General features: G+C 62.6%; 23 protein-coding genes. 4 read left to right on the forward strand and 19 right to left on the reverse strand.

The window, feature by feature from the left end:
• Positions 1–79 precede the first annotated feature (79 nt).
• From ACHEXL_RS11580 to ACHEXL_RS11590, 3 genes are read right to left on the reverse strand one after another with little or no spacing between them, the layout of a single operon-like run.
• Complete coding sequence (locus ACHEXL_RS11580; protein WP_416559593.1) at positions 80–721, reverse strand: 2-hydroxychromene-2-carboxylate isomerase; 642 nt, start codon at positions 719–721, stop codon at positions 80–82.
• A 37-nt stretch (positions 722–758) separates the two neighbouring features.
• On the reverse strand, positions 759–1,010 hold the full coding sequence (locus ACHEXL_RS11585) for a DUF1289 domain-containing protein (protein ID WP_416559594.1): 252 nt from the start codon (positions 1,008–1,010) through the stop codon (positions 759–761).
• Positions 1,007–1,519: a YbaK/EbsC family protein gene (locus tag ACHEXL_RS11590; RefSeq protein ID WP_416559595.1), complete on the reverse strand. Its 513-nt coding sequence runs from the start codon at positions 1,517–1,519 to the stop codon at positions 1,007–1,009. Before ACHEXL_RS11590 ends, ACHEXL_RS11585 begins: the two co-directional genes overlap by 4 nt.
• Before the next feature lie 298 nt (positions 1,520–1,817).
• Here ACHEXL_RS11590 and ACHEXL_RS11595 point away from each other — a divergent pair, with 298 nt between their 5' ends.
• The gene (locus ACHEXL_RS11595) at positions 1,818–2,333 is read left to right on the forward strand and encodes a MarR family winged helix-turn-helix transcriptional regulator (protein ID WP_416559596.1); all 516 of its coding nucleotides are present in this window, start codon (positions 1,818–1,820) and stop codon (positions 2,331–2,333) included.
• 390 nt (positions 2,334–2,723) lie between these two features.
• Positions 2,724–4,337: a glycosyltransferase gene (locus ACHEXL_RS11600; RefSeq protein WP_416559597.1), complete on the forward strand. Its 1,614-nt coding sequence runs from the start codon at positions 2,724–2,726 to the stop codon at positions 4,335–4,337.
• Positions 4,338–4,386: 49 nt separating this feature from the next.
• On the opposite strand, the gene ACHEXL_RS11605 is transcribed toward ACHEXL_RS11600, so the two are convergent.
• From ACHEXL_RS11605 to ACHEXL_RS11625, 5 genes are all read right to left on the reverse strand, one after another.
• Positions 4,387–5,295: a hydroxymethylglutaryl-CoA lyase gene (locus ACHEXL_RS11605; protein ID WP_416559598.1), complete on the reverse strand. Its 909-nt coding sequence runs from the start codon at positions 5,293–5,295 to the stop codon at positions 4,387–4,389.
• A gap of 16 nt (positions 5,296–5,311) precedes the next feature.
• Positions 5,312–6,232 (reverse strand): 2-hydroxyacid dehydrogenase, encoded by a 921-nt coding sequence (locus tag ACHEXL_RS11610; protein WP_416559599.1) that lies wholly within the window; start codon positions 6,230–6,232, stop codon positions 5,312–5,314.
• Between the two features lie 12 nt (positions 6,233–6,244).
• Positions 6,245–8,254, reverse strand: coding sequence for an acetyl/propionyl/methylcrotonyl-CoA carboxylase subunit alpha (locus ACHEXL_RS11615; protein WP_416559600.1), 2,010 nt, complete (start codon positions 8,252–8,254; stop codon positions 6,245–6,247).
• Positions 8,255–8,346: 92 nt separating this feature from the next.
• The gene (locus ACHEXL_RS11620; RefSeq protein ID WP_416559601.1) at positions 8,347–9,126 is read right to left on the reverse strand and encodes an enoyl-CoA hydratase/isomerase family protein; all 780 of its coding nucleotides are present in this window, start codon (positions 9,124–9,126) and stop codon (positions 8,347–8,349) included.
• Positions 9,127–9,136: 10 nt separating this feature from the next.
• On the reverse strand, positions 9,137–10,744 hold the full coding sequence (locus ACHEXL_RS11625; RefSeq protein ID WP_416559602.1) for a carboxyl transferase domain-containing protein: 1,608 nt from the start codon (positions 10,742–10,744) through the stop codon (positions 9,137–9,139).
• Between the two features lie 191 nt (positions 10,745–10,935).
• Between ACHEXL_RS11625 and ACHEXL_RS11630 the strand changes: the two genes are divergently transcribed.
• Positions 10,936–11,919, forward strand: coding sequence for an AraC family transcriptional regulator (locus ACHEXL_RS11630; protein ID WP_416559603.1), 984 nt, complete (start codon positions 10,936–10,938; stop codon positions 11,917–11,919).
• Between the two features lie 20 nt (positions 11,920–11,939).
• Here ACHEXL_RS11630 and ACHEXL_RS11635 read toward each other — a convergent pair whose 3' ends face one another.
• Positions 11,940–12,587 carry an HAD family hydrolase gene (locus ACHEXL_RS11635; protein WP_416559604.1) on the reverse strand — a complete coding sequence of 216 codons (648 nt, stop codon included), beginning with the start codon at positions 12,585–12,587 and terminating at the stop codon, positions 11,940–11,942.
• 69 nt (positions 12,588–12,656) lie between these two features.
• Between ACHEXL_RS11635 and ACHEXL_RS11640 the strand changes: the two genes are divergently transcribed.
• On the forward strand, positions 12,657–13,073 hold the full coding sequence (locus ACHEXL_RS11640) for a VOC family protein (protein ID WP_416559605.1): 417 nt from the start codon (positions 12,657–12,659) through the stop codon (positions 13,071–13,073).
• Here the strand turns inward: ACHEXL_RS11640 and ACHEXL_RS11645 are convergent.
• From ACHEXL_RS11645 to ACHEXL_RS11690, 10 genes are all read right to left on the reverse strand, one after another.
• Positions 13,049–13,453 carry a YchJ family protein gene (locus ACHEXL_RS11645; RefSeq protein WP_416559606.1) on the reverse strand — a complete coding sequence of 135 codons (405 nt, stop codon included), beginning with the start codon at positions 13,451–13,453 and terminating at the stop codon, positions 13,049–13,051. The two genes, ACHEXL_RS11640 and ACHEXL_RS11645, sit on opposite strands and share 25 nt — an antisense overlap.
• A gap of 100 nt (positions 13,454–13,553) precedes the next feature.
• A complete protein-coding gene (locus ACHEXL_RS11650; protein WP_416559607.1) occupies positions 13,554–13,985 on the reverse strand; it encodes a rhodanese-like domain-containing protein in 432 nt (143 codons plus the stop codon).
• A 35-nt stretch (positions 13,986–14,020) separates the two neighbouring features.
• The gene (locus ACHEXL_RS11655) at positions 14,021–15,484 is read right to left on the reverse strand and encodes a TrkH family potassium uptake protein (RefSeq protein WP_416559608.1); all 1,464 of its coding nucleotides are present in this window, start codon (positions 15,482–15,484) and stop codon (positions 14,021–14,023) included.
• Positions 15,484–16,875 carry a Trk system potassium transporter TrkA gene (gene trkA / locus ACHEXL_RS11660; protein ID WP_416559609.1) on the reverse strand — a complete coding sequence of 464 codons (1,392 nt, stop codon included), beginning with the start codon at positions 16,873–16,875 and terminating at the stop codon, positions 15,484–15,486. Before trkA ends, ACHEXL_RS11655 begins: the two co-directional genes overlap by 1 nt.
• Positions 16,876–16,924: 49 nt before the next feature.
• Positions 16,925–18,052, reverse strand: coding sequence for an acyl-CoA dehydrogenase family protein (locus ACHEXL_RS11665; protein ID WP_416559610.1), 1,128 nt, complete (start codon positions 18,050–18,052; stop codon positions 16,925–16,927).
• A 20-nt stretch (positions 18,053–18,072) separates the two neighbouring features.
• On the reverse strand, positions 18,073–18,750 hold the full coding sequence (locus ACHEXL_RS11670; RefSeq protein ID WP_416559611.1) for an SDR family oxidoreductase: 678 nt from the start codon (positions 18,748–18,750) through the stop codon (positions 18,073–18,075).
• A gap of 3 nt (positions 18,751–18,753) precedes the next feature.
• Entirely contained in the window at positions 18,754–19,938 is a 1,185-nt protein-coding gene (locus ACHEXL_RS11675; protein WP_416559612.1) for an acetyl-CoA C-acyltransferase, read from the reverse strand.
• Between the two features lie 11 nt (positions 19,939–19,949).
• The gene (locus ACHEXL_RS11680) at positions 19,950–20,456 is read right to left on the reverse strand and encodes a hypothetical protein (protein WP_416559613.1); all 507 of its coding nucleotides are present in this window, start codon (positions 20,454–20,456) and stop codon (positions 19,950–19,952) included.
• A 13-nt stretch (positions 20,457–20,469) separates the two neighbouring features.
• Positions 20,470–21,123, reverse strand: coding sequence for a carbonate dehydratase (can, locus tag ACHEXL_RS11685; RefSeq protein WP_416559614.1), 654 nt, complete (start codon positions 21,121–21,123; stop codon positions 20,470–20,472).
• Positions 21,124–21,169: 46 nt separating this feature from the next.
• Entirely contained in the window at positions 21,170–22,351 is a 1,182-nt protein-coding gene (locus ACHEXL_RS11690) for an isovaleryl-CoA dehydrogenase (protein ID WP_416559615.1), read from the reverse strand.
• Between the last annotated feature and the right edge of the window lie 32 nt (positions 22,352–22,383).

Here is a 22,383-nt window from a genome sequence, read left to right on the forward strand (position 1 = left end):
AGACCGGGGCCGAACTTGTCGCACATCAAGTTGACGGTAAGGCGCACACTGAACATGGCCGGTCAGGGCGGCGAGCGTTTCACACTTTGCGCTGAATGCCCACTGGCAACTGCCCCGCTGCAGACCATTCGGCTGACAGGAACCAGGGATCGCCCAGCAAATAGGCGCGCAGCATGGGCAGGGCGTCGTTGCCCCAGAAGACTTGCCCATCGACCACGAAACTGGGCACACCAAAGAGGTTCAAGGCCAGGGCATCATCGGTGTTGCGCTTCAAAGCCTGCTTGACGTCTGCGCTGGTCGGATCCTTGGGGGGTGCCAAATCGGCCGTCAAGGCAGCCAGGCGCGGTGCATCGGCCGCCTCCAGACCACTGCACCAGACGTGCCGGAAAATTTTCTCGCAGACCCAGCGATTGGGCTCGCCTGCGGCATCACACGCGGTGGCCAGGCGCAACAAGCCCAGCGAAGAAAACGGATGGCTGGCAGGCAGCTGCAAAGGCGTGCCTTGTGCCCGCGCTTGCCATTGCACCTGGCGATACGTCCAATCTCGCTTGGCGGGAATCTCTGCAGGCCCCAGCTGCCCATGGTGCATGAGCATGGCACCGAAGACCACCGGTTTGTGAACGACCCGGCAACTGATGCCCTGCAAAGTCTGAGGCAAAGCATCGAACGCGAGCCAAGCGTAAGGCGAGATGAAGTCCAGGTAAAAGTGAATGGTTTTCATGGTCAGGTGCCAGGTCGGCAACAGGAATAACTCAACCTTACATGGCCTGCCGTTTGCGCAGGCGCTCCGGAATCTGCACCCACACGGCGCGCTTTTCTTCGTCGCTGGCACGGCTCCACCCCCCGATTTCGGGCAAGGTGCGCAGACACCCGTCACACCAGCCTGCACTGGGGTGCATCAGGCAAAGCGACACGCAAGGCGATGGCACCGAATGGGGTGCGGGGGGTACCGGCTGCGCCAGCACCTGGGCAGCGCGTTCACCCAGCTTTTTCCAATAATGTTCGCTCATGCATGGACCTCGGACAGCACTTGGACCACATCCACCACGGGCGCGCTGGTCAAGCGCTTGAGGTCTTCGGGCTGCAACTGGAACACGCCATGCGGATGCCCGGCAGCGGCCCAGACCACATCAAAACGCCACAGGTCCTGATCCAGCAGGGTCACGGGCGGGTTCAGGTGCGCCACAGGCGAAACGCCGCCAATGCTGAAGCCGGTCTGCGCCTTCACAAAGTCGGCGTCCGCACGGCCCACCTTGCCCACCAAAGCCGAGACTTTCTTCTCATCCACCCGGCGGTCGCCCGATGTGACCACCAGCACAGCCGCGCCATCTTCCTTGCGCTTGAAGATCACGCTCTTGGCGATCTGGCCCAGCTGCACCCCGAGCCCGTCGGCGGCCTCTTGCGCGGTGCGGGCCGCGCCATCGAGCATGACCGGGGCGTGGGGATGGCTTGCAGCTTGTAAGGCTGCCTTCACGCGTTGTACCCCTTCGGGCAAAAGCTGATGTTCGAATGGACTCATCTTCGCGACACTGTGTGGCTCTTGAAAAAACAGAACCTCCATTGTGCGTGCAAGTGGATGCCCCGGCCGGATATGGGGCAGATGCTCAAGTACCTGGCGGGTGTGCATGAGAGGACTTGCCACATCCATGCTCAGGTTTTCAACTTCAACTCATTTCATTTGTACCAATGCAATAGCCCTGCCTTTTCAAGGCCAGAACAAGGCTTCAGGGAGGCTTGCATCCCTTTTTTCCGCTCACGGGCCATGCTGATCTGGGCGCTTTGGCGTATGCTTTGCACACTTCTGCTTGCGTGCCACCATGCCCCCCCTCCCCCCCCAGCGTACACCGCCTAACACCGGCGAATACCCCGCTTTGGATGACCATGCCGCCCGCGTCTTGCGGCAATTCAGGCTGATTTTCAACACCGTCAGACGCCATTTCCAGACCATGGAAAAGCAGTCCGGCATCGGCGGTGCGCAGGTCTGGGCCTTAAGCTTGGTAGCTCAGCACCAAGGCCTAAGGGTCACGCAATTGGCCGCCCTGATGGACATCCACCAGTCCACCACCAGCAACCTGGTGCGCTCTCTGATCAAAAGCGGCCTGTTGCACAGCGAAAAATCCTGCAGCGACCGCCGCGTGGTGGAGTTGTATGTGCTGCCCGAAGGTCTGAAACTGCTCAAAAAAATTCCCGGCCCGTTTGCAGGTGTTCTGCCCCACGCCTTGCAGCGCATGGACGAGGTGACACTGCTGCAACTCGAGCGCAATCTGTCGGCGCTGATCAACCGCCTGGAAGTGGACGAGCAAGCCGCACACACCCCCATCGCCATGATGTGAGCCACCGGCCTGCGAACACTGAAATTTGCACGCTGCCCAGGCTCGCGCAGCCGAAGTAGTGCGGGAATCGTGAACATGTCGGGTCTCGTTTGTGCGCTTTTTCAACGCCTCTTCAAACGCCACATCTGCACGCCCCAGTCCAAGCTGGCACCTTGGTGACAAAGGGCCAAGCCGCTTTGTGTCGGGCCTTCAATAGATTTGCATTTGTTCAAATGTAAAATAATCCTTCGATGGGCAGCCGATTGCCCTTGTTGGGCCGCCCGCTGGCAGGCCCGCACCTGAGTCTTCAGGTTCATCACGCACGCCAGCGGCCATGTCGGACACCACGCCGCACCGGGTCACCAGACCCCCCGCCCGCCCAGCTTGCATCAACCCGAAAGGTGAACATCCATGAACATTTGGCAACGCACATGGCAAGGAACATGGCAAGGCATCCGGCGCTGGCTCAGCCATCGCCTGGCCTCTTGGCAAAAGCCGGACAAGGTCACGCCCGAGCCCACAGCACCCACACCCGCTCCGCTGCGGCTCGAAGCCCCGCTGCAGCCGTGCGTCAGCGTCATCATCCCCGCCTTGAACGAGCAAAAACGCATCGCCGATGTGGTGCGTTATGCCCTGAGCGATTCGGCCACAGCCGAGGTGATCGTGGTAGACGACAGCTCGGTCGACAGCACCGTGAGCCTGGCCCGCGAAGCCGGCGCGCGCGTGATCACCAGCAGTTTGCTGGGCAAGGGGGCCTCCATGGCCGATGGGGCGCGGGTGGCGCAAAGCGAAATTCTGGTCTACCTCGATGGTGACCTCAAAGGCCTGCGCAGCGGCATCATCAGCGACCTGGCCCGGCCCCTGATTGCGGGCCAGGCTGAATTTGTGAAAGCCCGCTTTGGCCGGGGCGGCGGTCGCGTGACCGAACTCACGGCCAAACCCATGCTCAAAGTGTTTTTCCCGGAACTGGCGCACTTCAACCAACCCCTGGGCGGCATCATTGCGGCACGCAAGTCACTGCTGCAGCAACTCACGTTCGAAGACGGCTACGGCGTGGACATCGGCCTGCTGATCGACGCCTGGCGGGCCAACGCCAAGCTGGCCGAGGTGAACATTGGCCACCTGGAACACGACAGCCAGCCGCTGCTGGACCTGACGTCAATGGCCAACGAGGTCTCGCGCGTGATCTACAGCCGCGCCCGCGAATCCGGTCGCCTGCATGTGGAGCAAATCACGGCCATGTACGAAAGCCAGCGCCAGGCCACCGCCTCATGGGACTACGCCATCACACGCCAGAAAAACCGCACGAAACTGCTGCTCCTGGACATGGATGGCACCGTGACCACCAGCCGATTTGCCACCTTGCTGGCGCAAGCCACAGGCCAGGTTGAGGAGCTGAACAAGCACCTGGACGGCGGCAACCCGGACGCGCTGACGCGCAGTGCCAACATCGCGCAAATTTTCCGATTTGTGCACCGCCAAAAGTTTGAAGCCGTGGCCAAGGCCATGCCCATCCGGCCCGGCGTGATCGAGTGCGTGAAGGCCTTCAAGCGGGCCGGTTTCATGGTGGGTGTGGTGTCCGACAGTTATTTTGTGGCCGCCGAGGTGCTGAGAAAACGCATCTTTGCCGACTTTGCGCTGGCGCACACGGTGCAGTTTCAAGGCGATGTGTGCACGGGCGAGTTGAGCATCAACAGCGCCTTTTTGCCCGACCCCAACGCGCCAGACCCGGCCTGTGCGCACATCGGCATTTCCAAGCACCATGTGCTGACGCAGTTTCGCAGCGAACGCATCGTGCCGCGCTTTGACACCATCTGGGCCGTGGGTGACAACGACAACGACGTGGACATGCTCAGCCTGGCCGACCGGGCCTGGACGATCGAGCCCAAATCACCCCGTCTCAAAACCATCGCAGGCGTGACCGAAATCGCACACTTTGACGAACTGACGGCGGCGCTGGCGCTCGCCATGCAAGAAGATGCAGCCCAAGCCGATAGAGGTCCGTCGGCGGGCAACGGGTCTTAAAGCCCACTTCGTGGGCGATGGGCGTGGCACACGCCCTGTCCCCACACGCTCAACCCGCCCGTTTGTTCAACAAGGCCTTGGCCACGTTCGAGTTCGGTTGGCGGCCCAGAAAATCACTGATGAACACCCCCGCATCGACCAGCTTGTCCAGGTCAATGCCGGTGGCAATGCCCATGCCGTGCAGCATGTAGACCACGTCTTCGGTGGCCACATTGCCGGTGGCGCCCTTGGCATAAGGGCAGCCGCCCAGACCCGCCACCGACGACTGGAAGTTCCACACCCCCATTTGCAGCGACGCCAGTGTGTTGGCGAGTGCCTGACCATAGGTGTCGTGGAAATGGCCGCAGATGTGGTCGATGTCGAAGTGCTGCAGCGTGGCCTCGATGGCACGCTGCACCTTGAGTGGTGTGCCCGTACCAATGGTGTCGGCCACGTCCACACGCTGCACGCCGATCTGTTTCATCAAACCCGCCAGATGGGCCACGCTGGCCGGTGACACTTCGCCCTCATAAGGGCAGCCCACGGTGCAGCTCATGGCCCCGCGCACCTCGATACCTGCCGCCAGCGCAGCTTGCACCACGGGCGCAAAGCGTTCCATGCTTTCTTCGATGGAGCAGTTGATGTTCTTTTGGCTGAAGGCCTGGCTGGCGGCACCAAACACCACAATCTCGTCGGGCTTCGAAGCCACCGCCGCTTGGTAACCCACCATATTCGGTGTGAGCACCGAATAGCGCACGCCGGCCTGACGCTCGATGCCCGCCATCACGACCGCGTTGTCGGCCATCTGCGGCACCCACTTCGGCGATACAAAGCTGGTGACCTCGATCTCGGTCAGGCCCGCCGCCTGCAGGCGATGCACCAAACCGATTTTGACCTCGGCAGGCACCGGCTGCTTTTCGTTTTGCAAACCGTCGCGGGGGCCGACGTCGATGAGTTGAACGCGAGAAGGGAGGTTCATGGGGTGCTCTGAATGTTCAATAACCACGCTGGTGGTCCACCACGCCACGGATGGGCTCGCCGCGCTGCAGCGTCTGCATTTTGCCCACGATTTGCGCGATGCTTTCTTCGCGCAGGGTGCGGGCCGAGGTATGGGGTGTGACGGTGATTTTCGGGTGTTTCCAATACACATGGTCGGCAGGTAATGGCTCGGTGCGGAACACGTCCAGCGTGGCCCCGGCGAGGTGGCCACTGTCGATGAGGGCCAAGAGGTCTTCGTCCACCAAATGCTTGCCACGGGCCACGTTGATCACATAGCCCCCTTTTTGCAGCTGCGAAAGTGTGTCTTTGTTCAGGATGTTTTCAGTCTCGGGCGTGAGCGGCATCAGGTTGACCAGCACGCGCGTGGCGGCCAGAAATTCAGGCAAACCCTGCGCCCCGCTGAAGCAGCGGATGCCGGGCAGGTCTTTGGGGCTGCGGCTGTAGCCGTTCACGGGAAAGTCAAACACCTGCAGCGCCTGGGCCACCCGTGTACCCAGCACACCCAGGCCCATCACGCCCACCGCAAAGTCGGCGCGGCTGCGCGGCTTGCGGTACGACCATTTGCCCAATTGGGTGTCGGCGTCGTAGCCGTCGAACTCGCGGAAATGCCGTATCACCGCATGGCACACGTATTCGGCCATCTGCACCGACATGCCCGCGTCGTCCAGGCGCACCACCTTCAGGCTGGGCGGCAGTTTCAGCTTCAGCAAGGCGTCCACACCCGCACCGATGTTGAACAAGGTTTGCAGGCCCGGCTGCTCGTCGATGAACTGCTGGGGCGGTGCCCACACAATGGCATGCTGGGCGGGCGGTTCACCGGGTGCCCAGGCGGACACCGAGGCCTCTGGGAAGGCTTGTTGCAGGCCCAGCACCCAGGGCGCGGGGTCGAGCTTGTCAAAGCAGATGGTGATGTTCATGGCCCGATTTTGTCAGCCCAGCTTGAGCAGCTCTGCCCCGTCGGCGACTTGGTCGCCCGGCGCGTAGAGCAGCTCGGCCACCACGCCGTCTTTGGGCGCACTGATGGTGTGCTCCATCTTCATGGCTTCCATCACCGCCAGAGGCTGACCCGCCTTGACCTTGTCGCCCGCCTTGACCGCAAACGACACCACCTTGCCCGGCATGGGGGCCGTGAGGCGCCCGCCTTCTTGCGCGGCTTCACCAGCGTGGGCCAACGGGTCGAGCACGGTGATGCGGGTTGCGCCCTGGGGCGTGAAGAGGTGCGCGGTTTCGCCTTGCCAGTCGAGCTGGCTGAAAACTCGCGGGGCGCTGCCCCACTGCACCCACAGGCCTGCGCCATCGGCAGCCAACGTCAGCACGCCAGATGCGGCCTCGTCGCCTTCCAGCGACAGGCTCACAGCGCCATCGTGCAAATAATTCAGACGGGCTGAACGTGGCTGGTCTTGCCAGACAAATTCAAAGCGGCGTTGTGCCAGGCCGTGCGACTGCCAGCCATCGCGGCGGCTGAAGGGGTCTGCGCCCTGCTGGGCTTTTTCGGCGTGCAGGGTGTGCGCCACCACGGCGGCCACAGCGGCGGGCAAGCCCACGGTTTCCTGCTGGAACAGCACGGCGGCTTCGCGCTGAATGAGTGCAGTATCGAGCTTGGCGGTGGCAAATGCCTCGCTGCGCACCACATGGCGCAAGAACTGCACATTGGTGTTCAGGCCCACGATGTGGGTTTGCGCCAAAGCGGTGTCGAGCCGTGCCAGCGCTTGCTCGCGGGTGTCGCCGTGAACGATGAGCTTGGCCACCATCGAGTCGTAAAACGGGCTGATGGTGTCGCCCTCGCGCACGCCGTCGTCCACACGCACTGTGCCGCGCTCGAAGCTGGTGGCTTGCGGCTTGCGGTAGACCTGCAGCGTGCCGGTGGCGGGCAAGAAGTTGTTGTCGGGGTTTTCAGCGCAAATGCGCGCCTCGATGGCGTGGCCCTGGATGCGCAGCTGCTCCTGGCGCAAAGGCAGCGGCTCGCCACTGGCCACACGCAACTGCCACTCGACCAGGTCCAACCCGGTGATGGCCTCGGTGACCGGGTGCTCCACCTGCAATCGGGTGTTCATCTCCATGAAATAGAACTTCATCGACTCGGGCTGGTCATAGGCCGTTTGCTCGACGATGAACTCCACCGTGCCCGCGCCCACGTAGTTCACCGCCTTGGCGGCGGCCACAGCCGCTGCGCCCATTTGCGCACGCAGGGCTTCGGTCATGCCGGGCGCCGGGGCTTCTTCCAGCACCTTCTGATGGCGGCGCTGCACCGAGCAATCGCGCTCGAACAAATACACGCAGTTGCCTTGTGTGTCGCCAAACACCTGGATCTCGATGTGGCGTGGGCGCTGCACATACTTTTCGATCAGCACCGCATCGCTGCCAAAGCTGTTGATGGCCTCGCGCTGGCAGCTGGCCAAAGCCGCCGCAAAGTCCTCGGACTTTTCGACCACGCGCATGCCTTTGCCACCACCACCGGCGCTGGCTTTGATCAGGGCGGGGTAACCGATGCGGTCGGCCTCGCGCTGCAGCAGCGCGGGGTCCTGGTCGGCCCCGTGGTAGCCGGGCACCAGGGGCACACCGGCTTGCTCCATCAATCGCTTGGATTCGGCTTTGAGGCCCATTGCCAAAATCGCCGAAGCAGGCGGGCCGATGAACACCAAACCGGCAGCGGCGCAGGCCTTGGCAAAGTCTTCGTTTTCGCTCAGAAAACCGTAGCCGGGGTGCACGGCCTCAGCGCCCGTGTCTTTGGCCGCTTGCAAAATCTGCTCCCAGCGCAGGTAGCTGTCTTTGGGGGCCGAGCCGCCCACATGCACGGCCTCGTCACACGCTTGCACATGTTTGGCCCCGGCGTCGGCGTCCGAATAAACGGCCACGGTCTGGATGCCCATCCGGCTGGCAGTGGCCGCAACGCGACAGGCAATTTCGCCACGGTTGGCGATCAAGATTTTTTTAAACATTCATAACTCCTTGTAAGGCCGCAGCCGCCATATGGATCTCTGCGTGCCTCGCGATGACAAATTGGTCGTTGATGACGAACTGTGGGTCAGCATCACAACAACCATGCCGGTTTGCGTTTTTGCAGGAAGGCTTGCACCCCCTCCTTGCCATCGCTGCTGGCACGAATGTCGGCAATGCCCTCCACCGTCTGCGCCACCAGCGCCTCGTTGATCTCGCGCTCGGCCACGTCCTGCACCAGCTTTTTGCAGGCGCGCACGGCGTTGGGGCTGGCGCTCACCAATGCCTGGGTCAGCTCGGCCACTTTGGCGTCCAGGGCATCGGCCGTCACCACGTCGTGCACCAGGCCGATGCGGTGCGCCTCGGCCGCGCCAAAACGCTCAGCCGTCAAAAAATAACGGTGCGCTGCGCGCGCACCCATGGCACGGATCACATAGGGGCTGATCGTCGCAGGAATCAAACCCAGTTTGACTTCGCTCAGGCAGTAGTTCGCCGTGTCCACACTCACGGCCATGTCACACGCCGCCACCAGGCCCATGCCACCGGCATACACATCGCCTTGCACACGGGCAATCGTGGGTTGCGGGCATTCATAAATCGCCTTCAGCATGGCGGCCAACTCACCCGCATCGGCCAGGTTTTCATCGCGGGTGTAGTCGGCCATGCGGCGCATCCAGTTCAGGTCTGCACCGGCACAAAACGCGGGGCCCACGGCAGCCAGCACCACGCAGCGCACGGTGCTGTCTTGCGCCACCGCCAGGAATGCATTTTTCAGCTCGGCAATGACTTCGTCGTTGAAGGCGTTGCGCACATCGGGGCGCGACAGCGTGATGGTGTGTACGCCGCCTAGGGTAGAAATGTTCAGTGCACTCATGCCAGCCTCTTCACATCCGGAACAGGCCGAACTTGGTTTCAGGAATCGGTGCATTCAGCGATGCGCTCAAGCCCAGCGCCAGCACGCGGCGGGTGTCGGCCGGGTCGATGATCCCGTCGTCCCAGATGCGGGCGGTAGCGTAATAGGGGTGGCCCTGGTCTTCGTACTGCTGCTTGATCGGGGCCTTGAAGGCTTCTTCTTCCTCCATGCTCCACTGGCCGCCCTTGGCCTCGATGCCATCGCGCTTGACGGTGGCCAAGACACTCGCGGCTTGCTCGCCACCCATAACGGAGATGCGGGCGTTGGGCCACATCCACAAAAAGCGGGGGCTGTAGGCGCGGCCGCACATGCCGTAGTTGCCTGCGCCAAAGCTGCCGCCGATGATGATGGTGAACTTGGGCACCGCCGCAGTGGCCACGGCCGTGACCATCTTCGCGCCGTTGCGGGCGATGCCTTCGTTTTCGTATTTGCGCCCGACCATGAAGCCGGTGATGTTCTGCAAGAAGACCAGGGGCGTCTTGCGCTGGCAGCACAGCTCGATGAAGTGCGCGCCCTTGAGCGCCGACTCGCTGAACAAGATGCCGTTGTTGGCGATGATGCCCACAGGCATGCCTTCGATGCGGGCAAAGCCGCAGACCAGGGTGGTGCCAAAGCGCGACTTGAATTCGTCGAACTCGGAGCCGTCGACGATGCGGGCGATGATCTCGCGCACATCAAAGGGTTTGCGCGTGTCGGTCGGGATCACGCCATACAGCTCTTGCGCGTCGAACTTGGGTGGCACGGGGGCGTGCGTGGCGATGCTGGGGGCCTTTTGGGCATTGAGGTTTTTCACGGCTTGGCGCGCCAACGCCAGCGCGTGCACATCGTTTTGCGCCAAATGGTCGGCTACGCCACTCAAGCGCGTGTGCACATCGCCACCGCCCAGGTCTTCAGCGCTCACCACCTCGCCGGTAGCCGCCTTCACCAAGGGTGGGCCACCCAAAAAGATGGTGCCCTGGTTCTTGACGATGATGGTCTCATCGCTCATCGCAGGCACATAGGCGCCACCGGCCGTGCACGAGCCCATGACCACGGCGATTTGCGCGATGCCCAGTGCGCTCATGTTGGCCTGGTTGAAGAAGATGCGGCCGAAGTGGTCGCGGTCGGGGAAGACTTCGTCCTGGTTAGGCAGGTTGGCACCGCCCGAGTCGACCAGATAAATACAAGGGAGGCGGTTTTGCTGCGCGATCTCTTGTGCACGCAAATGCTTTTTCACCGTCATGGGGTAGTAGGTGCCGCCCTTCACCGTGGCGTCGTTGCACACGATCATGCAGTCCACCCCGCTCACACGGCCAATGCCCACGATCACACCGGAGCTGGGCGCGTCGTTGTTGTACATGTTGAGCGCGGCCAGCGGTGCGACTTCGAGGAAAGGCGTCCCGGAGTCGAGCAACATCTGCACGCGGTCACGCGGCAGCAGCTTGCCCCGGGCGGTGTGCTTGGCGCGAGGGCCTTCGCCACCACCTTGGGCTACGCGCTCGAGGTGGGCACGCAGGTCATCGACCAGGCCGCGCATGGCGGCGGCGTTGTGCTGGAAATCGGCAGAGCGCGGGTTCAGTTGGGAGTGCAAAACGGTCATGGGACTTCCTTGGCTTGCGCCGCAGGGCTTGGCCTGGGCGCATCGAACGTGCAATGCCCTCCAGCTTAAAGGCGACTGGGCAGTAGTGGGGTGTCAAATGGGTTGCAAATCGTGCCACAATTTATGCCGCCATGAATCCTGCAGCCGCCCCCCTTGCCAGCCTCGGCTCGACCGGTCGTGCCGAGACGCCCATGGCTTTTGTCAAAGCCATCGTGGCGACCTATGCCCAACGGGGACTGGACCCTTTGCCAGCGCTGTCCGCGGCACAAATTGCGCCAAACTTACTGGACCAACCCGATGCGCGCATCACCGCTTTGCAAATGGAATGGCTCTCGGCCAGTGCCATGCGCGAGTTGGACGACGAGGCCCTGGGCTGGTTCAGCCGCCGCCTGCCCTGGGGCAGTTACGGCATGCTGGTGCGCGCCTCGCTGACCGCACCCACCCTGGGCGTGGCGCTGGCGCGATGGTGCCGGCACCACGGCCTGCTGACCGAAGACATCCAATTGCAAGTCAGCCAGAGCCAGGGCGTGGCCAGCCTGCAATTGACCGAGCAACGCGAGCTTGGCGCTTTGCAGGAATTTGCCGTGGTGTCGGTGCTGCGCAACGCGCTGGGCGTGGCCTGCTGGCTGACCGACTCGCGCATCCCCTTGCTGCAAACCACCCTGCGTTTTGCCCCGCCGCCGCACGCGGGCAGCTACCGAGTGCTATTTGACGGACCGACCCAATTCAACGCGCCCCAGCACAGTCTGCAGTTCGACGCGGGCTACCTGAGCCTGCCGGTGCGCCGCGAGGAGGCTGCTCTGAAGCGCATGCTGCAGCGCGCCTTGCTGCTCACGGTGCGGCCTTACCGGCGCGACCGTTTGCTGGTGGAGAAAGTGCGCCAGACCCTGGCCGCGCACCCCAAGCACAGCCGCAATGCCGACGACCTGGCGGCCTGGCTCAACCTGTCGGCCCGCACCCTGCACAGGCAACTGAAAGAAGAAGGCGCAAGCCTGCAGCAGCTCAAAGACGCGGTGCGCCGCGACCTGGCCACCGACCTGCTGCTGCGCACGCAGCGCCCGATCAAACAAATCGCGGCCGAGGTGGGGTTTCAGAACGAGAAGAGTTTCATGCGGGCCTTCAAGGGCTGGACGGGGCAAACGCCTGACGAATTCAGACTGGCCAGATTGCTTTGAAAACTCCCGTCCATCCGGGCTCAAGCCAGACGCAGCGCGTGCATGCCGGTGAACACCCGTTGCGCCCCGGCTTGCAAGAGCGGGGCATGCTCGGCGGGCGGCGCGGCATAAGCCCACACGGTGGCCCCTGCAGCCACACCCGCCGTGATGCCCACCGTGGTGTCTTCCACCACCAGGCAGTGAGCCGGTTCCACTTTCAAATGGGCTGCAGCGGCCAGGTACACATCGGGGTGCGGTTTGCTGCGCGGCATCTCATGCCCGCTGAAAATCCGACCTTCAAAAAAATGAATCAGCCCCACTTGCCGGAGCATCATCTCGACCTTGAAGCGGTCGGCACCGGAGGCCACAGCGATGCGGCCCTGGCAATGGTCATGCAAATGCGCCACCGCCTCGTGCACGTCGTCGATGGCGGTGATGCTTTGCGTCAAGCGCTCGTTGCGCCGGGCAAAAAACTGTTCCAGCCATTCATCGGTAAGCGGCTGGCCGGTGTGCGCTTCGATGGTGCTGCGTTGGCTTTTGACGGTGTGGCCCACAAAGCGCTGCATGCACTCGGCCAGCGTCATGCGCCAGCCCTGCTCTTCAAACATGTCCCGCAGCACGCCGCAGGTGATGGCTTCGCTGTCGACCAGCACGCCGTCGCAGTCAAACAAAATGGCTTCAAAGTTCATGCCAACGATCATAAAGCCACCGCTTCAGGGCAAACTACGGACTCGAATTGACCACCCAAGCTGAGCGCCATGCCCCACCTGCTTCGCATCCACCACGCAGCCATCATTTGCTCGGATTACGAACGGTCCAAACATTTTTATACCCATGTGTTGGGACTGCAGGTGCTGGCAGAAAATCACAGGACTGAGCGCGGGTCCTGGAAGCTGGATATGGTGTTGCCGGATGGCGCTCAAGTCGAGCTGTTTTCTTTCAACGACGCGCCACCCCGCCCCAGCTACCCCGAAGCGCGGGGCCTAAGACACCTGGCGTTTGCCGTCGAAAGCGTCACCGATTGGGTGCAACACCTGCACGCACAAAACATCGTCGTTGAAGACATCCGCACCGATGAGTACACGGGACGCCGTTTTGTCTTTTTTGCAGACCCGGATGGATTGCCACTGGAGTTGTACGAAGTGATGGCTCACAGCACATCGCCGTCCACGTAAAACCAGCGCAGGCCTTCGCCCCCATCTTCACGCACAAAACGGCTGCGTTCATGCTGGCGCACGGCCTTACCGCCGACCCGAAAGCGCGCCACAAATTCGACCTCGGCGGTGTCGGCACCGGTGACGCGGTGCTGTCGGATCTCCAGCCCCAGCCATTTGACCCCAGCTTCAAGCGTCAGCTCGGCAGGCCGTTGGCTGCTGTGCCAGGTGGCCAGTAAATAAGGCACATGGCCCAGTACAAAGGCGCTGTAGCGTGAGCGCATCAGGCGTTCGGCACAGGGTGCGGCCAGGCCGCGGTGCAGTGGGCCGCAACATTCATCCAGACTCGGAATCTGGCCTTTAGGGCTAGTGCGGCCGCAGGGGCAGTGGTTGTGGCTCATGGCTGTGCAAGGCCGTTATGGCAGTGCATTGCACATGCGGCGCGACAAGCGTTGGCGAGCAAAGGCTCGCTCCCAAACCGGAACTCGGTCCCGGCCACCATCACGCACCTTTGCGCGCTGCGCTTTCGGCCTTGTGCTGCTCCGGCGTGACGGTGGGAGCGGCGGCTTTTTTCCAGGCGGCAAAGCCACCGTCGATGTGAGCCACGTTGGTCATGCCCATGTCCTGCAGGGTTTTGGTGGCCAGGGCGCTGCGCCAGCCTGCGCCGCAAAACAGAATGAACTGTTTGCTCTCGTCGGCGAACACGGGCTTGAAGTAGGGCGAAGCCGGGTCTACCCAGAATTCGAGCATGCCCCGGGGCGCGAGCAGGGCACCCGGCAAGGTGCCATCGCGTTCGAGTTCGCGCGGGTCGCGGATGTCCACGATCTGGACTTGGGGGTCGCTCAAACGGGCGCAGACGTCTTCCACGCTGTGCGTGGTGACCTGGGCCATGGCCTCGTCCACGAGGGCTTGGAATCCTTTGGTGATGGGCATGTGTGTCTCCTTGTTAGTCGGGCTTTGAACCCTCGTCATTTTCGCCAAAAGTGGGCGCTGAATAACACCAGCACCGACAACAGCTCCAGTCGGCCTAACAGCATGGCAAAAGTCAGAACAACCAGCTGAAACGGGCTCAGGCCGCCGAAGTTGCCCGACGGCCCCACCTCGCCCAGCCCGGGGCCGATGTTGTTGACGGTGGCGATCACCGCCGAGAACGCGGTGACGATGTCCATGCCGCTGAGCAAGAGCAATAGGCTCAGGCCCATGGTGGCCGCGCCATAAATCAGCATGAAACCCAGCACCGCCGTCATGACCGACATGGGCAACACGCCGCCGCCCAAGGTGACCGGGTTGACCACACGCGGATGGATGATGCGCACCAGCTCGCGCCGGGCCTGCTTGATCAACAAAATCATGCGCACCATCTTGATGCCGCCACCTGTGGAGCCCGCGCACGACACAAAGCAGCCCAGAAACATCAGCATGACCGGTGCAAAAACAGGCCACTGGGCGTAGTCGGTGGCGGCATAGCCGGTGGTGGTGGCCAACGACACCACATGGAAAGCGCTGGCACGCAAAGCCTGCGGCACATCGGTGTACACCCCATGGGCCAGCAACAGACCAGTGAGCAGCAAGGTGGACAAGACCAGCACCGCGAAATAGGTGCGGATTTCATGGTCACCGGTCACGGGCTTGAGCGACAGGCTGCGCAGCACCACGAAGTAGCGCACAAAACTGATGCCCGCCAGCGTCATGAACACGATGGCCACCATTTCGATGAGGGGCGAATTGAAATGCGCAAAGCTGGCGTCATGCGAAGAAAAACCACCCAGGCCCATGGTGGTGCACATGTGCATGAAGGCATCGGCCCAGCTCATGCCCGCCCAGCGGTAGGCCAGCCAACACGCGCCCGAAAACAAGAAGTAAACGCCCCAAAGGCCCCGCGCCGTCTCGGCGATGCGGGGGGTGAACTTGGTGTCTTTCATGGGGCCAGGGGTCTCGGCCTTGTACAGCTGCACGCCGCCCAGCCCCAGCAAAGGCAGCACCGCCACCACCAGCAGCATGATGCCCAGGCCGCCAATCAACTGCAAAAAGCAGCGCCAGATGTTGACCGACACCGGCAAATGGTCGAGCCCCGACAAGGCTGTGGCCCCGGTAGCGGTGAGCGCACTCATGGCTTCAAAGTAGGCCTTGAACCAAGTGATCTCGGGCACCAAAAACATGAGCGGCAAGGCCGAATACGCGGGCAACACCAGCCACACCAGATTGACCAGCAAAAAGCCATCTTTGGCCCGCAGTTCACGGCGGTGGCGTTGGGTGATGGCCACCAACAGCAAACCGCTGAAAGCGGTCAGGCCAAAACCCGCCAGCCAGATCCACTGCAGGTCGCGGTGGTCTTCAAACCAGGCCCAGATGCCGGGCACCAGAAAGGTGACCGAAAACGCGAGCAGGATGCGCGCCATCAGCGACAGCACGGGGAAAAAGGTCTTGAGCATCAGCCAAAAAAGGTCGCGCTGACCTGGAACAGTTTTTCCACCGCACGCACATCGCGTTTGTTGGGGATGAACAGGATAATGTGGTCGTCGGCCTCGATCAGGGTGTCGTGGTGCGGCATGAGCACTTCGGACTTTTTGCCCTCGCCCCGCACAATGGCGCCCATGCTCACGCCCAGGGGCAGCTTGATTTCCTCAACGCGTCGCCCGACCAGCTTGGAGGTTTTGAGGTCGCCGCGTGCAATGCCCTCCAGCGCTTCGGCCGCGCCCCGGCGCAGGCTGTGCACCGCCGCCACATCACCCCGGCGCAAATGCGCCAGCAGCTCGCCGATCACGGTTTGCGCGGGCGAGATCGCAATGTCGATCGTGCTGCCCTGCATCATGTCGGCGTAAGCGCGGCGGTTGATCAGGGCCATGACGCGCCGCGCGCCCATGCGCTTGGCCAACATGGCGGACATGATGTTGTCTTCGTCGTCGCTGGTCAGCGCCAAAAACAGGTCCATCTCGCCCACGTTCTCTTCGTGCAGCAGGTCTTCATCGGCACCGTCGCCGTTCAGGATCAGGGTGCTGGACGGCAACTGGCTGGCCAGGTATTCACAGCGCTTTTTATCGCGCTCGATCAACTTCACATCGTACTGACCCGCCAGAATGCGCGCCAGGCGCAAACCCACTTTGCCGCCACCGGCCAGCATCAGGCGCTGCACGGGTTTGTCGGTTTTGTGGATACCGGCCAGCACGATGCGGATCTTGCGGGTGTCGGCCAGCACAAAGACCTCGTCGCCGGGCAGGATGCGGGTCTCGGGCAAGGCGTCGACCTGGGCGTCTTGGCGGTACAGGGCCACCACGCGCATCTGGGCATCGGGCAAACGGTCACGGAACTCGGCAATGGTGTGGTTCACCAGCAGGCTGTCGGCCGCGGCGCGCACCACGATCAGGCTGACCCGGCCCTCGGCAAATTCAAGCACCTGCAAAGCCTCGGGATACTGGATGAGCTGCTCGATGTAGCGCATCACCGACTCTTCGGGGCAGATCACATGGTCCACCGCGAAACCGGACTTGCCCAACAAGGCGTCGCCCTCGTTGAACTCGGGCGAACGCAGGCGGGCGATGGTGGTGGGCACGTTGAAGACATCGTGGGCGATCTTGCAAACTACCAGATTCGACTCGTCGGCCGCCGCGCAGGCGATCAACATGTCCGCGTCCTGGGCCCCGGCTTCGCGCAGCACCGAAGGCTGGATGCCATTGCCCACCACGCCGCGCAGGTCTAGGCGCTCTTCGAGCAGGCGCAGGCGCGCCGGGTCCTGGTCAATGACGGTGATGTCGTTTTGCTCGGAGACCAGGCTTTCAGCGACGCTTTCGCCCACGCGGCCTGCGCCCAGGATGATGATGTTCATAAGCCGAAATCATACGTGAGCGGCCTGGAGCAACCGCCCGGTCACCCCCTCAAAGTGCGCGCTGGATGATGATTTTCTGCACGTCGCTGGTGCCTTCGTAGATCTGGCACACGCGCACATCGCGGTAGATGCGCTCCACCGGGAAGTCGCTCACATAACCGTAGCCACCCAGGGTCTGGATGGCGGCCGAGCAGACTTTTTCAGCCACTTCGCTGGCAAACAGCTTGGCCATGGCGGCCTCTTTGAGGCAAGGGCGGCCCGCGTCGCGCAGGCTGGCCGCGTGCCAAATCAGCTGACGGGCCGCTTCGAGTTGCGTGGCGCAGTCGGCCAGGCGGAAACCCACCGCCTGATGGTTGAAGATGGCAGTGCCAAAGCTCTCGCGCTGCTTGGCGTAGTCGATGGCCACATCCAAAGCGCTGCGGGCCATGCCCAGGCTTTGCGCAGCGATGCCGATGCGCCCACCCTCCAGACCGCCCAGCGCAATGCCATAGCCCTCGCCCTCTTTGCCAATCAGGTTCTCGGCCGGGATGCGGCAGTTGTCAAAGTTGATCTGTGCGGTGTCGCTGGAATGTTGGCCCAGCTTGTCTTCCAGACGCGCCACCACATAGCCCGGAGCATTGGTCGGCACGAGGAAGGCGCTCATGCCCTTTTTGCCTGCGCCCTTGTCGGTCACGGCAATCACAATGGCCACGTCTCCGTTCTTGCCACTGGTGATGAACTGCTTGACGCCGTTGATGACGTAGCTGTCGCCGTCTTTCACCGCCGTCGTGCGCAAAGACGACGCATCGCTGCCCACATGCGGCTCGGTCAGGCAAAACGCGCCCAGCATCTCGCCGCGTGCCAGCGGTTCAAGCCACTGCTTCTTTTGCTGGGCGTTGCCAAACTTCATCAAGATGGCGTTCACCGGGCAGTTGGTCACGCTGATCACGGTGCTGGTGCCGCCGTCACCGGCCGCGATTTCTTCGAGCACCAGCGCCAGCGTCACATAGTCCAGGCCCGCGCCGCCCAGCTCTTCGGGCACGCAGATGCCATAAGCGCCCAGTTCGGCCAGGCCTTTGTGCACGTCTTTGGGAAAGTGGTGCTTTTTGTCCCATTCGGCGGCATGCGGCCACAGCTCGCGCTGGGCAAAGTCGCGCACGGCGTCACGGATCATTTCCTGGTCGGGGGTCAGCAGCATGTCGGTCTTTCTTGGTCAGTTCACCACGGCAGCGACTGGCCGTCGTGGTTCAAAAATGCGCCCCGGTGTTTCGGGTCGCGTTGTTCAAGCACTTGGCTCAGGGTCTGGCGCAGGCTGCTCGCGCTGTGTTCGGGCGTCAGCGGTGCGGCTGCGCCACCCATGTCGGTCTGAACCCAGCCGGGATGGATGGCCAGCACGGTGATGCCCGGCTGCTCGGCCTGCGTGCAGCGCACCACCATGTTGAGCGCCGCCTTGCTGACGCGATAGAGCGCGGCATTGCCGCTGGTCGTCTCTTGCAGGCTGCCCATGATGGAGCTGATGCAGGCGATGACGCCCTGCGCTTCCTGCACCATGGGCAAGATCTGGGGGATGACCTGCATCGCGCCCATCACGTTGGTGTGCATGACGGCATCAAAGCGGTCGCGGGTCGGCGGCGTGCTGGCACTGGCGCGGTCCATCGCGCCTGCCACATAAACCGCCAGGTCGATTTTTTCGCCATCGAGCTGCCACGACAAGCCCGAGTTGCTGGCCGGGTTGGCCACATCCAGCCGCAGCGTTTGCGCGCCCAGCGCCTTGAGCCGGACCAGACCCTCGTCAGAACGGGACGTGGCGATCACCCGATCGCCGTGGTCCATGTACTGACGCGCCAGCTCCCAGCCAATGCCGCGGGAAGCGCCAACAAGCAGGACCGTCGACATGCGTCAGACCAACTCCAGCGCGACCGCCGTGCCTTCGCCACCACCGATGCACAGCGTGGCCAGGCCTTTTTTCAGGCCCCGGGCCTTGAGCGCGTGGATCAGCGTGACCATGATGCGCGCGCCGGATGCGCCAATCGGGTGGCCCAATGCGCAAGCACCGCCGTTCACGTTGACCTTGTCGTGCGACACGTTCAGCTCTTTCATCAGCGCCATGGGCACCACGGCGAAGGCTTCGTTGACTTCCCACAGGTCGACGTCTTCGACTTTCCAGCCGGCTTTGGCCAGGGCTTTTTGGGTCGCGCCCACCGGGGCCGTAGCGAACCATTCGGGCTCTTGGGCGTGGGTGGCGTGGCTCACGATGCGGGCCAGAGGCTTGCAGCCGAGCTTGGTGGCGGTGCTCTCGCGCATCAACACCATGGCAGCCGCGCCGTCGTTGATGGACGAGCTGCTGGCGGCGGTGATGGTGCCGTCTTTCTTGAAGGCGGGCTTCAATGAAGTGATCTTGTCGAGCTTGACTTTGCCAGGGCCTTCGTCAATCGACACCACACGCTCGCCGCTGCGGTCTTTCACCGTCACGGGCGTGATTTCGGCCGCAAAAGCGCCCGACTCGGTGGCGGCTTTGGCGCGCTGCACGCTGGTGGTGGCAAAGTGGTCTTGCTCGGCGCGGGTGAAGCTGTATTTGGCCGCGCAGTCTTCGCCAAAGGTGCCCATGCTGCGGCCGGGCTCGTAAGCGTCTTCCAGGCCGTCGAGCATCATGTGGTCGAAGATGCGGTCATGGCCCATGCGGTAGCCGCCACGGCCCTTGAGCATCAGGTAAGGCGCGTTGGTCATGCTCTCCATGCCCCCGGCTACCAGCACATCGTGCGTGCCGGCCACCAGCATGTCGTGCGCGAACATGGCCGCGCGCATGCCCGAGCCGCACATCTTGGACAAGGTGACGGCACCCGCGCTCTTGGGCAAGCCGCCCTTGAAGCCCGCTTGACGCGCTGGCGCCTGGCCTTGGCCCGCCATCAGGCAGTTGCCAAACAGCACTTCGGTGACCAGCTCGGGGCTGATGCCTGCGCGCTCGACAGCGGCTTTGATGGCCGCGCCGCCCAGGTCGTGTGCGGCCAGCGCAGAAAAGTCGCCCTGGAAGCTGCCCATGGGGGTGCGGGCAGCGCTGACGATGACGATGGGGTCGTGTGACATGGTGAGGCCTTTCAAGTGTTTTGGTGGATGTCGGCAATGATGAGGTGTTCGCCGGTTTCTTCTTCGGCAATGCGGCGGATATAAGCGACGAAGTCGGGGTCTTCGCCACGCAGCATGAGGGGCAAAGCCTGGCGGAAATCGTCGCGCCTGCACCACTCGCGCATATAGTCGTCCCAGGAGTTCCAGCGCCGCTGTTCGGTGGCGCTCATGTCCGAGCGGTAGGCAATCAGATAGGCCCGCTCGAACAAGGCGATCAGCATGTCGAAAATCGTCATCATGCGTTCGCGCTGCTCGGGCGTCGGGTTCGGCAAGGCCTGTGTGGTGCGCAACTGCAGATCAGCGTGGTCCAGCACCACCTTGAGGAAATCGTTGTAAGCGTCCGACAGGTGCTGGTAGGCCTCTTCTTCTTCGTTCTCGCGCTCCTTGCGCTGCTCAACCCAGAAGGCCCAGGCCGCGTAGGGCAGACCGAACACGGTCACCGCGTAGCTGCCCAACTCCAAGAGGTCTGCCAAGCTCATGGGCAATGCCGACTCAGGCGCCTCGCGGATAACGCTTGAAGGCGTTACGGAACACGTCCACCACCTCGTGGGCGCCGCTCATGCTCACGCCCAAGTCTTTGGCCAGGCCGTCTTTCAGGCCGTAACACCAGCCGTGTACATTGAGTTTTTGTCCGCGCGACCAGGCGTCTTGCACCACATTGGTCAGAGCCACGTTGCCCACCTGCTCGATCACATTCATCTCGCACAAAGCATCCTCTTGCTCGGGCACCGTCAGGTGATCCAGACGGCGACGGTGGCGCACCTTGACATCGTGCACATGGCGCAGCCAGTTGTCGGCCAGGCCCACACGCATGCCGCGCAGCGTGGCCAGCACACCACCGCAGCCGTAATGGCCCACCACCATGATGTGCTCGACTTTGAGCGCATCCACCGCGTACTGGATAACCGACAGTGCGTTCAGATCGGAGTGCACCACCACGTTGGCCACGTTGCGGTGCACGAACACCTCGCCCGGGTCCAGCCCGGTGATCTGGTTGGCGGGCACACGGCTGTCCGAGCAGCCGATCCACAAATACTTGGGGTTTTGCTGATTGGCCAGACGCGAGAAAAAGGCCGGGTCATCGCGCACCATGCGCTCAGACCATTGGCGGTTGTTGTCCAGAAGGTTTTGCAGTGAAGAAGTCATGTGGAGATTGTCGCCGGACTGGCTTGCCGCTCTGTGACAAAAGGCCTCAGCAGGTTTCGGCAAACAGCTCGCGGCCGATCAGCATACGTCGGATTTCACTCGTGCCCGCGCCGATTTCGTACAGCTTGGCATCACGCCACAAGCGGCCCAGCGGGTATTCGTTGATGTAGCCATTGCCACCAAAAATCTGCACGCCCTCGCCCGCCATCCAAGTGGCTTTTTCTGCAGTCCATAGGATGACCGAGGCGCAATCCTTGCGGACTTGGCGCACATGCTCGGCCCCCAGCAGGTCCAGGTTCTTGGCCACGGTGTAGGCAAAGCTGCGGCCAGCTTGCAGCACGGTGTACATATCGGCCACCTTGCCCTGGATCAGCTGAAACTCGCCAATGCTCTGGCCAAACTGCTTGCGGTCGTGGATGTAGGGGATCACGTTGTCCATGACAGCCTGCATGATGCCCAGCGGTCCGCCCGTGAGCACGGCGCGCTCATAGTCGAGGCCGCTCATCAGCACCTTGGCCCCGTTGTTGAGGCCACCCAAAATATTTTCGGCAGGCACTTCCACGTTGTTGAACACCAACTCACCCGTATGGCTGCCGCGCATGCCCAGTTTGTCGAGTTTTTGCGCAATGGAAAAACCCTTCATACCCTTTTCGATCAGGAAGGCCGTCACGCCGCGCGCGCCCAGCTCGGGCTCACTCTTGGCATAGACCACCAGAGTGTCGGCATCCGGCCCGTTGGTGATCCACATCTTGGAGCCGTTGAGCAGGTAGTAGCCGCCCTTGTCTTCTGCCTTGAGCTTCATGCTCAGCACGTCCGAGCCCGCACCGGGTTCGGACATGGCCAAGGCACCGACGTGTTCGCCACTGATGAGTTTGGGCAGGTACTTGGCGCGCTGGACTTCGTTGCCATTGCGCTTGATCTGGTTGACGCACAGGTTGGAGTGCGCGCCATAGCTCAAGCCCACGCTGGCCGAAGCGCGGGAAATTTCTTCCATCGCGATCATGTGGGCCAGGTAACCCATGTTGGCGCCGCCGTACTCCTCACCCACGGTGATGCCCAGCACGCCGAGATCGCCCATCTTGCACCACAGGTCCATCGGGAACTGGTCATCGCGGTCAATCTGTGCAGCGCGGGGCGCGATTTCAGCCTGAGCAAAGTCGCGCACCGCGTCGCGCAGGGCGTCGATGTCTTCACCAAGTTGGAAATTCAGGCCGGGCAGGTTGTTCATGAGAGCTCTCCTTGGGTTCTTGAGTGGGCTTG

This window comes from Limnohabitans sp. YIMB22184, from assembly GCF_048020265.1.
Classification (GTDB): Bacteria; Pseudomonadota; Gammaproteobacteria; order Burkholderiales; family Burkholderiaceae_C; genus Limnohabitans_A.

Excerpts from the sequence above, each read along its gene's own strand:
- ACHEXL_RS11580 (WP_416559593.1), bottom strand. The coding sequence starts at position 721 with ATGAAAACCATTCACTTTTACCTGGACTTCATCTCGCCTTACGCTTGG.
- ACHEXL_RS11585 (WP_416559594.1), bottom strand. The coding sequence starts at position 1,010 with ATGAGCGAACATTATTGGAAAAAGCTGGGTGAACGCGCTGCCCAGGTG.
- ACHEXL_RS11590 (WP_416559595.1), bottom strand. The coding sequence starts at position 1,519 with ATGAGTCCATTCGAACATCAGCTTTTGCCCGAAGGGGTACAACGCGTG.
- ACHEXL_RS11595 (WP_416559596.1), top strand. The coding sequence starts at position 1,818 with ATGCCCCCCCTCCCCCCCCAGCGTACACCGCCTAACACCGGCGAATAC.
- ACHEXL_RS11600 (WP_416559597.1), top strand. The coding sequence starts at position 2,724 with ATGAACATTTGGCAACGCACATGGCAAGGAACATGGCAAGGCATCCGG.
- ACHEXL_RS11605 (WP_416559598.1), bottom strand. The coding sequence starts at position 5,295 with ATGAACCTCCCTTCTCGCGTTCAACTCATCGACGTCGGCCCCCGCGAC.
- ACHEXL_RS11610 (WP_416559599.1), bottom strand. The coding sequence starts at position 6,232 with ATGAACATCACCATCTGCTTTGACAAGCTCGACCCCGCGCCCTGGGTG.
- ACHEXL_RS11615 (WP_416559600.1), bottom strand. The coding sequence starts at position 8,254 with ATGTTTAAAAAAATCTTGATCGCCAACCGTGGCGAAATTGCCTGTCGC.
- ACHEXL_RS11620 (WP_416559601.1), bottom strand. The coding sequence starts at position 9,126 with ATGAGTGCACTGAACATTTCTACCCTAGGCGGCGTACACACCATCACG.
- ACHEXL_RS11625 (WP_416559602.1), bottom strand. The coding sequence starts at position 10,744 with ATGACCGTTTTGCACTCCCAACTGAACCCGCGCTCTGCCGATTTCCAG.
- ACHEXL_RS11630 (WP_416559603.1), top strand. The coding sequence starts at position 10,936 with ATGGCTTTTGTCAAAGCCATCGTGGCGACCTATGCCCAACGGGGACTG.
- ACHEXL_RS11635 (WP_416559604.1), bottom strand. The coding sequence starts at position 12,587 with ATGAACTTTGAAGCCATTTTGTTTGACTGCGACGGCGTGCTGGTCGAC.
- ACHEXL_RS11640 (WP_416559605.1), top strand. The coding sequence starts at position 12,657 with ATGCCCCACCTGCTTCGCATCCACCACGCAGCCATCATTTGCTCGGAT.
- ACHEXL_RS11645 (WP_416559606.1), bottom strand. The coding sequence starts at position 13,453 with ATGAGCCACAACCACTGCCCCTGCGGCCGCACTAGCCCTAAAGGCCAG.
- ACHEXL_RS11650 (WP_416559607.1), bottom strand. The coding sequence starts at position 13,985 with ATGCCCATCACCAAAGGATTCCAAGCCCTCGTGGACGAGGCCATGGCC.
- ACHEXL_RS11655 (WP_416559608.1), bottom strand. The coding sequence starts at position 15,484 with ATGCTCAAGACCTTTTTCCCCGTGCTGTCGCTGATGGCGCGCATCCTG.
- trkA (WP_416559609.1), bottom strand. The coding sequence starts at position 16,875 with ATGAACATCATCATCCTGGGCGCAGGCCGCGTGGGCGAAAGCGTCGCT.
- ACHEXL_RS11665 (WP_416559610.1), bottom strand. The coding sequence starts at position 18,052 with ATGCTGCTGACCCCCGACCAGGAAATGATCCGTGACGCCGTGCGCGAC.
- ACHEXL_RS11670 (WP_416559611.1), bottom strand. The coding sequence starts at position 18,750 with ATGTCGACGGTCCTGCTTGTTGGCGCTTCCCGCGGCATTGGCTGGGAG.
- ACHEXL_RS11675 (WP_416559612.1), bottom strand. The coding sequence starts at position 19,938 with ATGTCACACGACCCCATCGTCATCGTCAGCGCTGCCCGCACCCCCATG.
- ACHEXL_RS11680 (WP_416559613.1), bottom strand. The coding sequence starts at position 20,456 with ATGAGCTTGGCAGACCTCTTGGAGTTGGGCAGCTACGCGGTGACCGTG.
- can (WP_416559614.1), bottom strand. The coding sequence starts at position 21,123 with ATGACTTCTTCACTGCAAAACCTTCTGGACAACAACCGCCAATGGTCT.
- ACHEXL_RS11690 (WP_416559615.1), bottom strand. The coding sequence starts at position 22,351 with ATGAACAACCTGCCCGGCCTGAATTTCCAACTTGGTGAAGACATCGAC.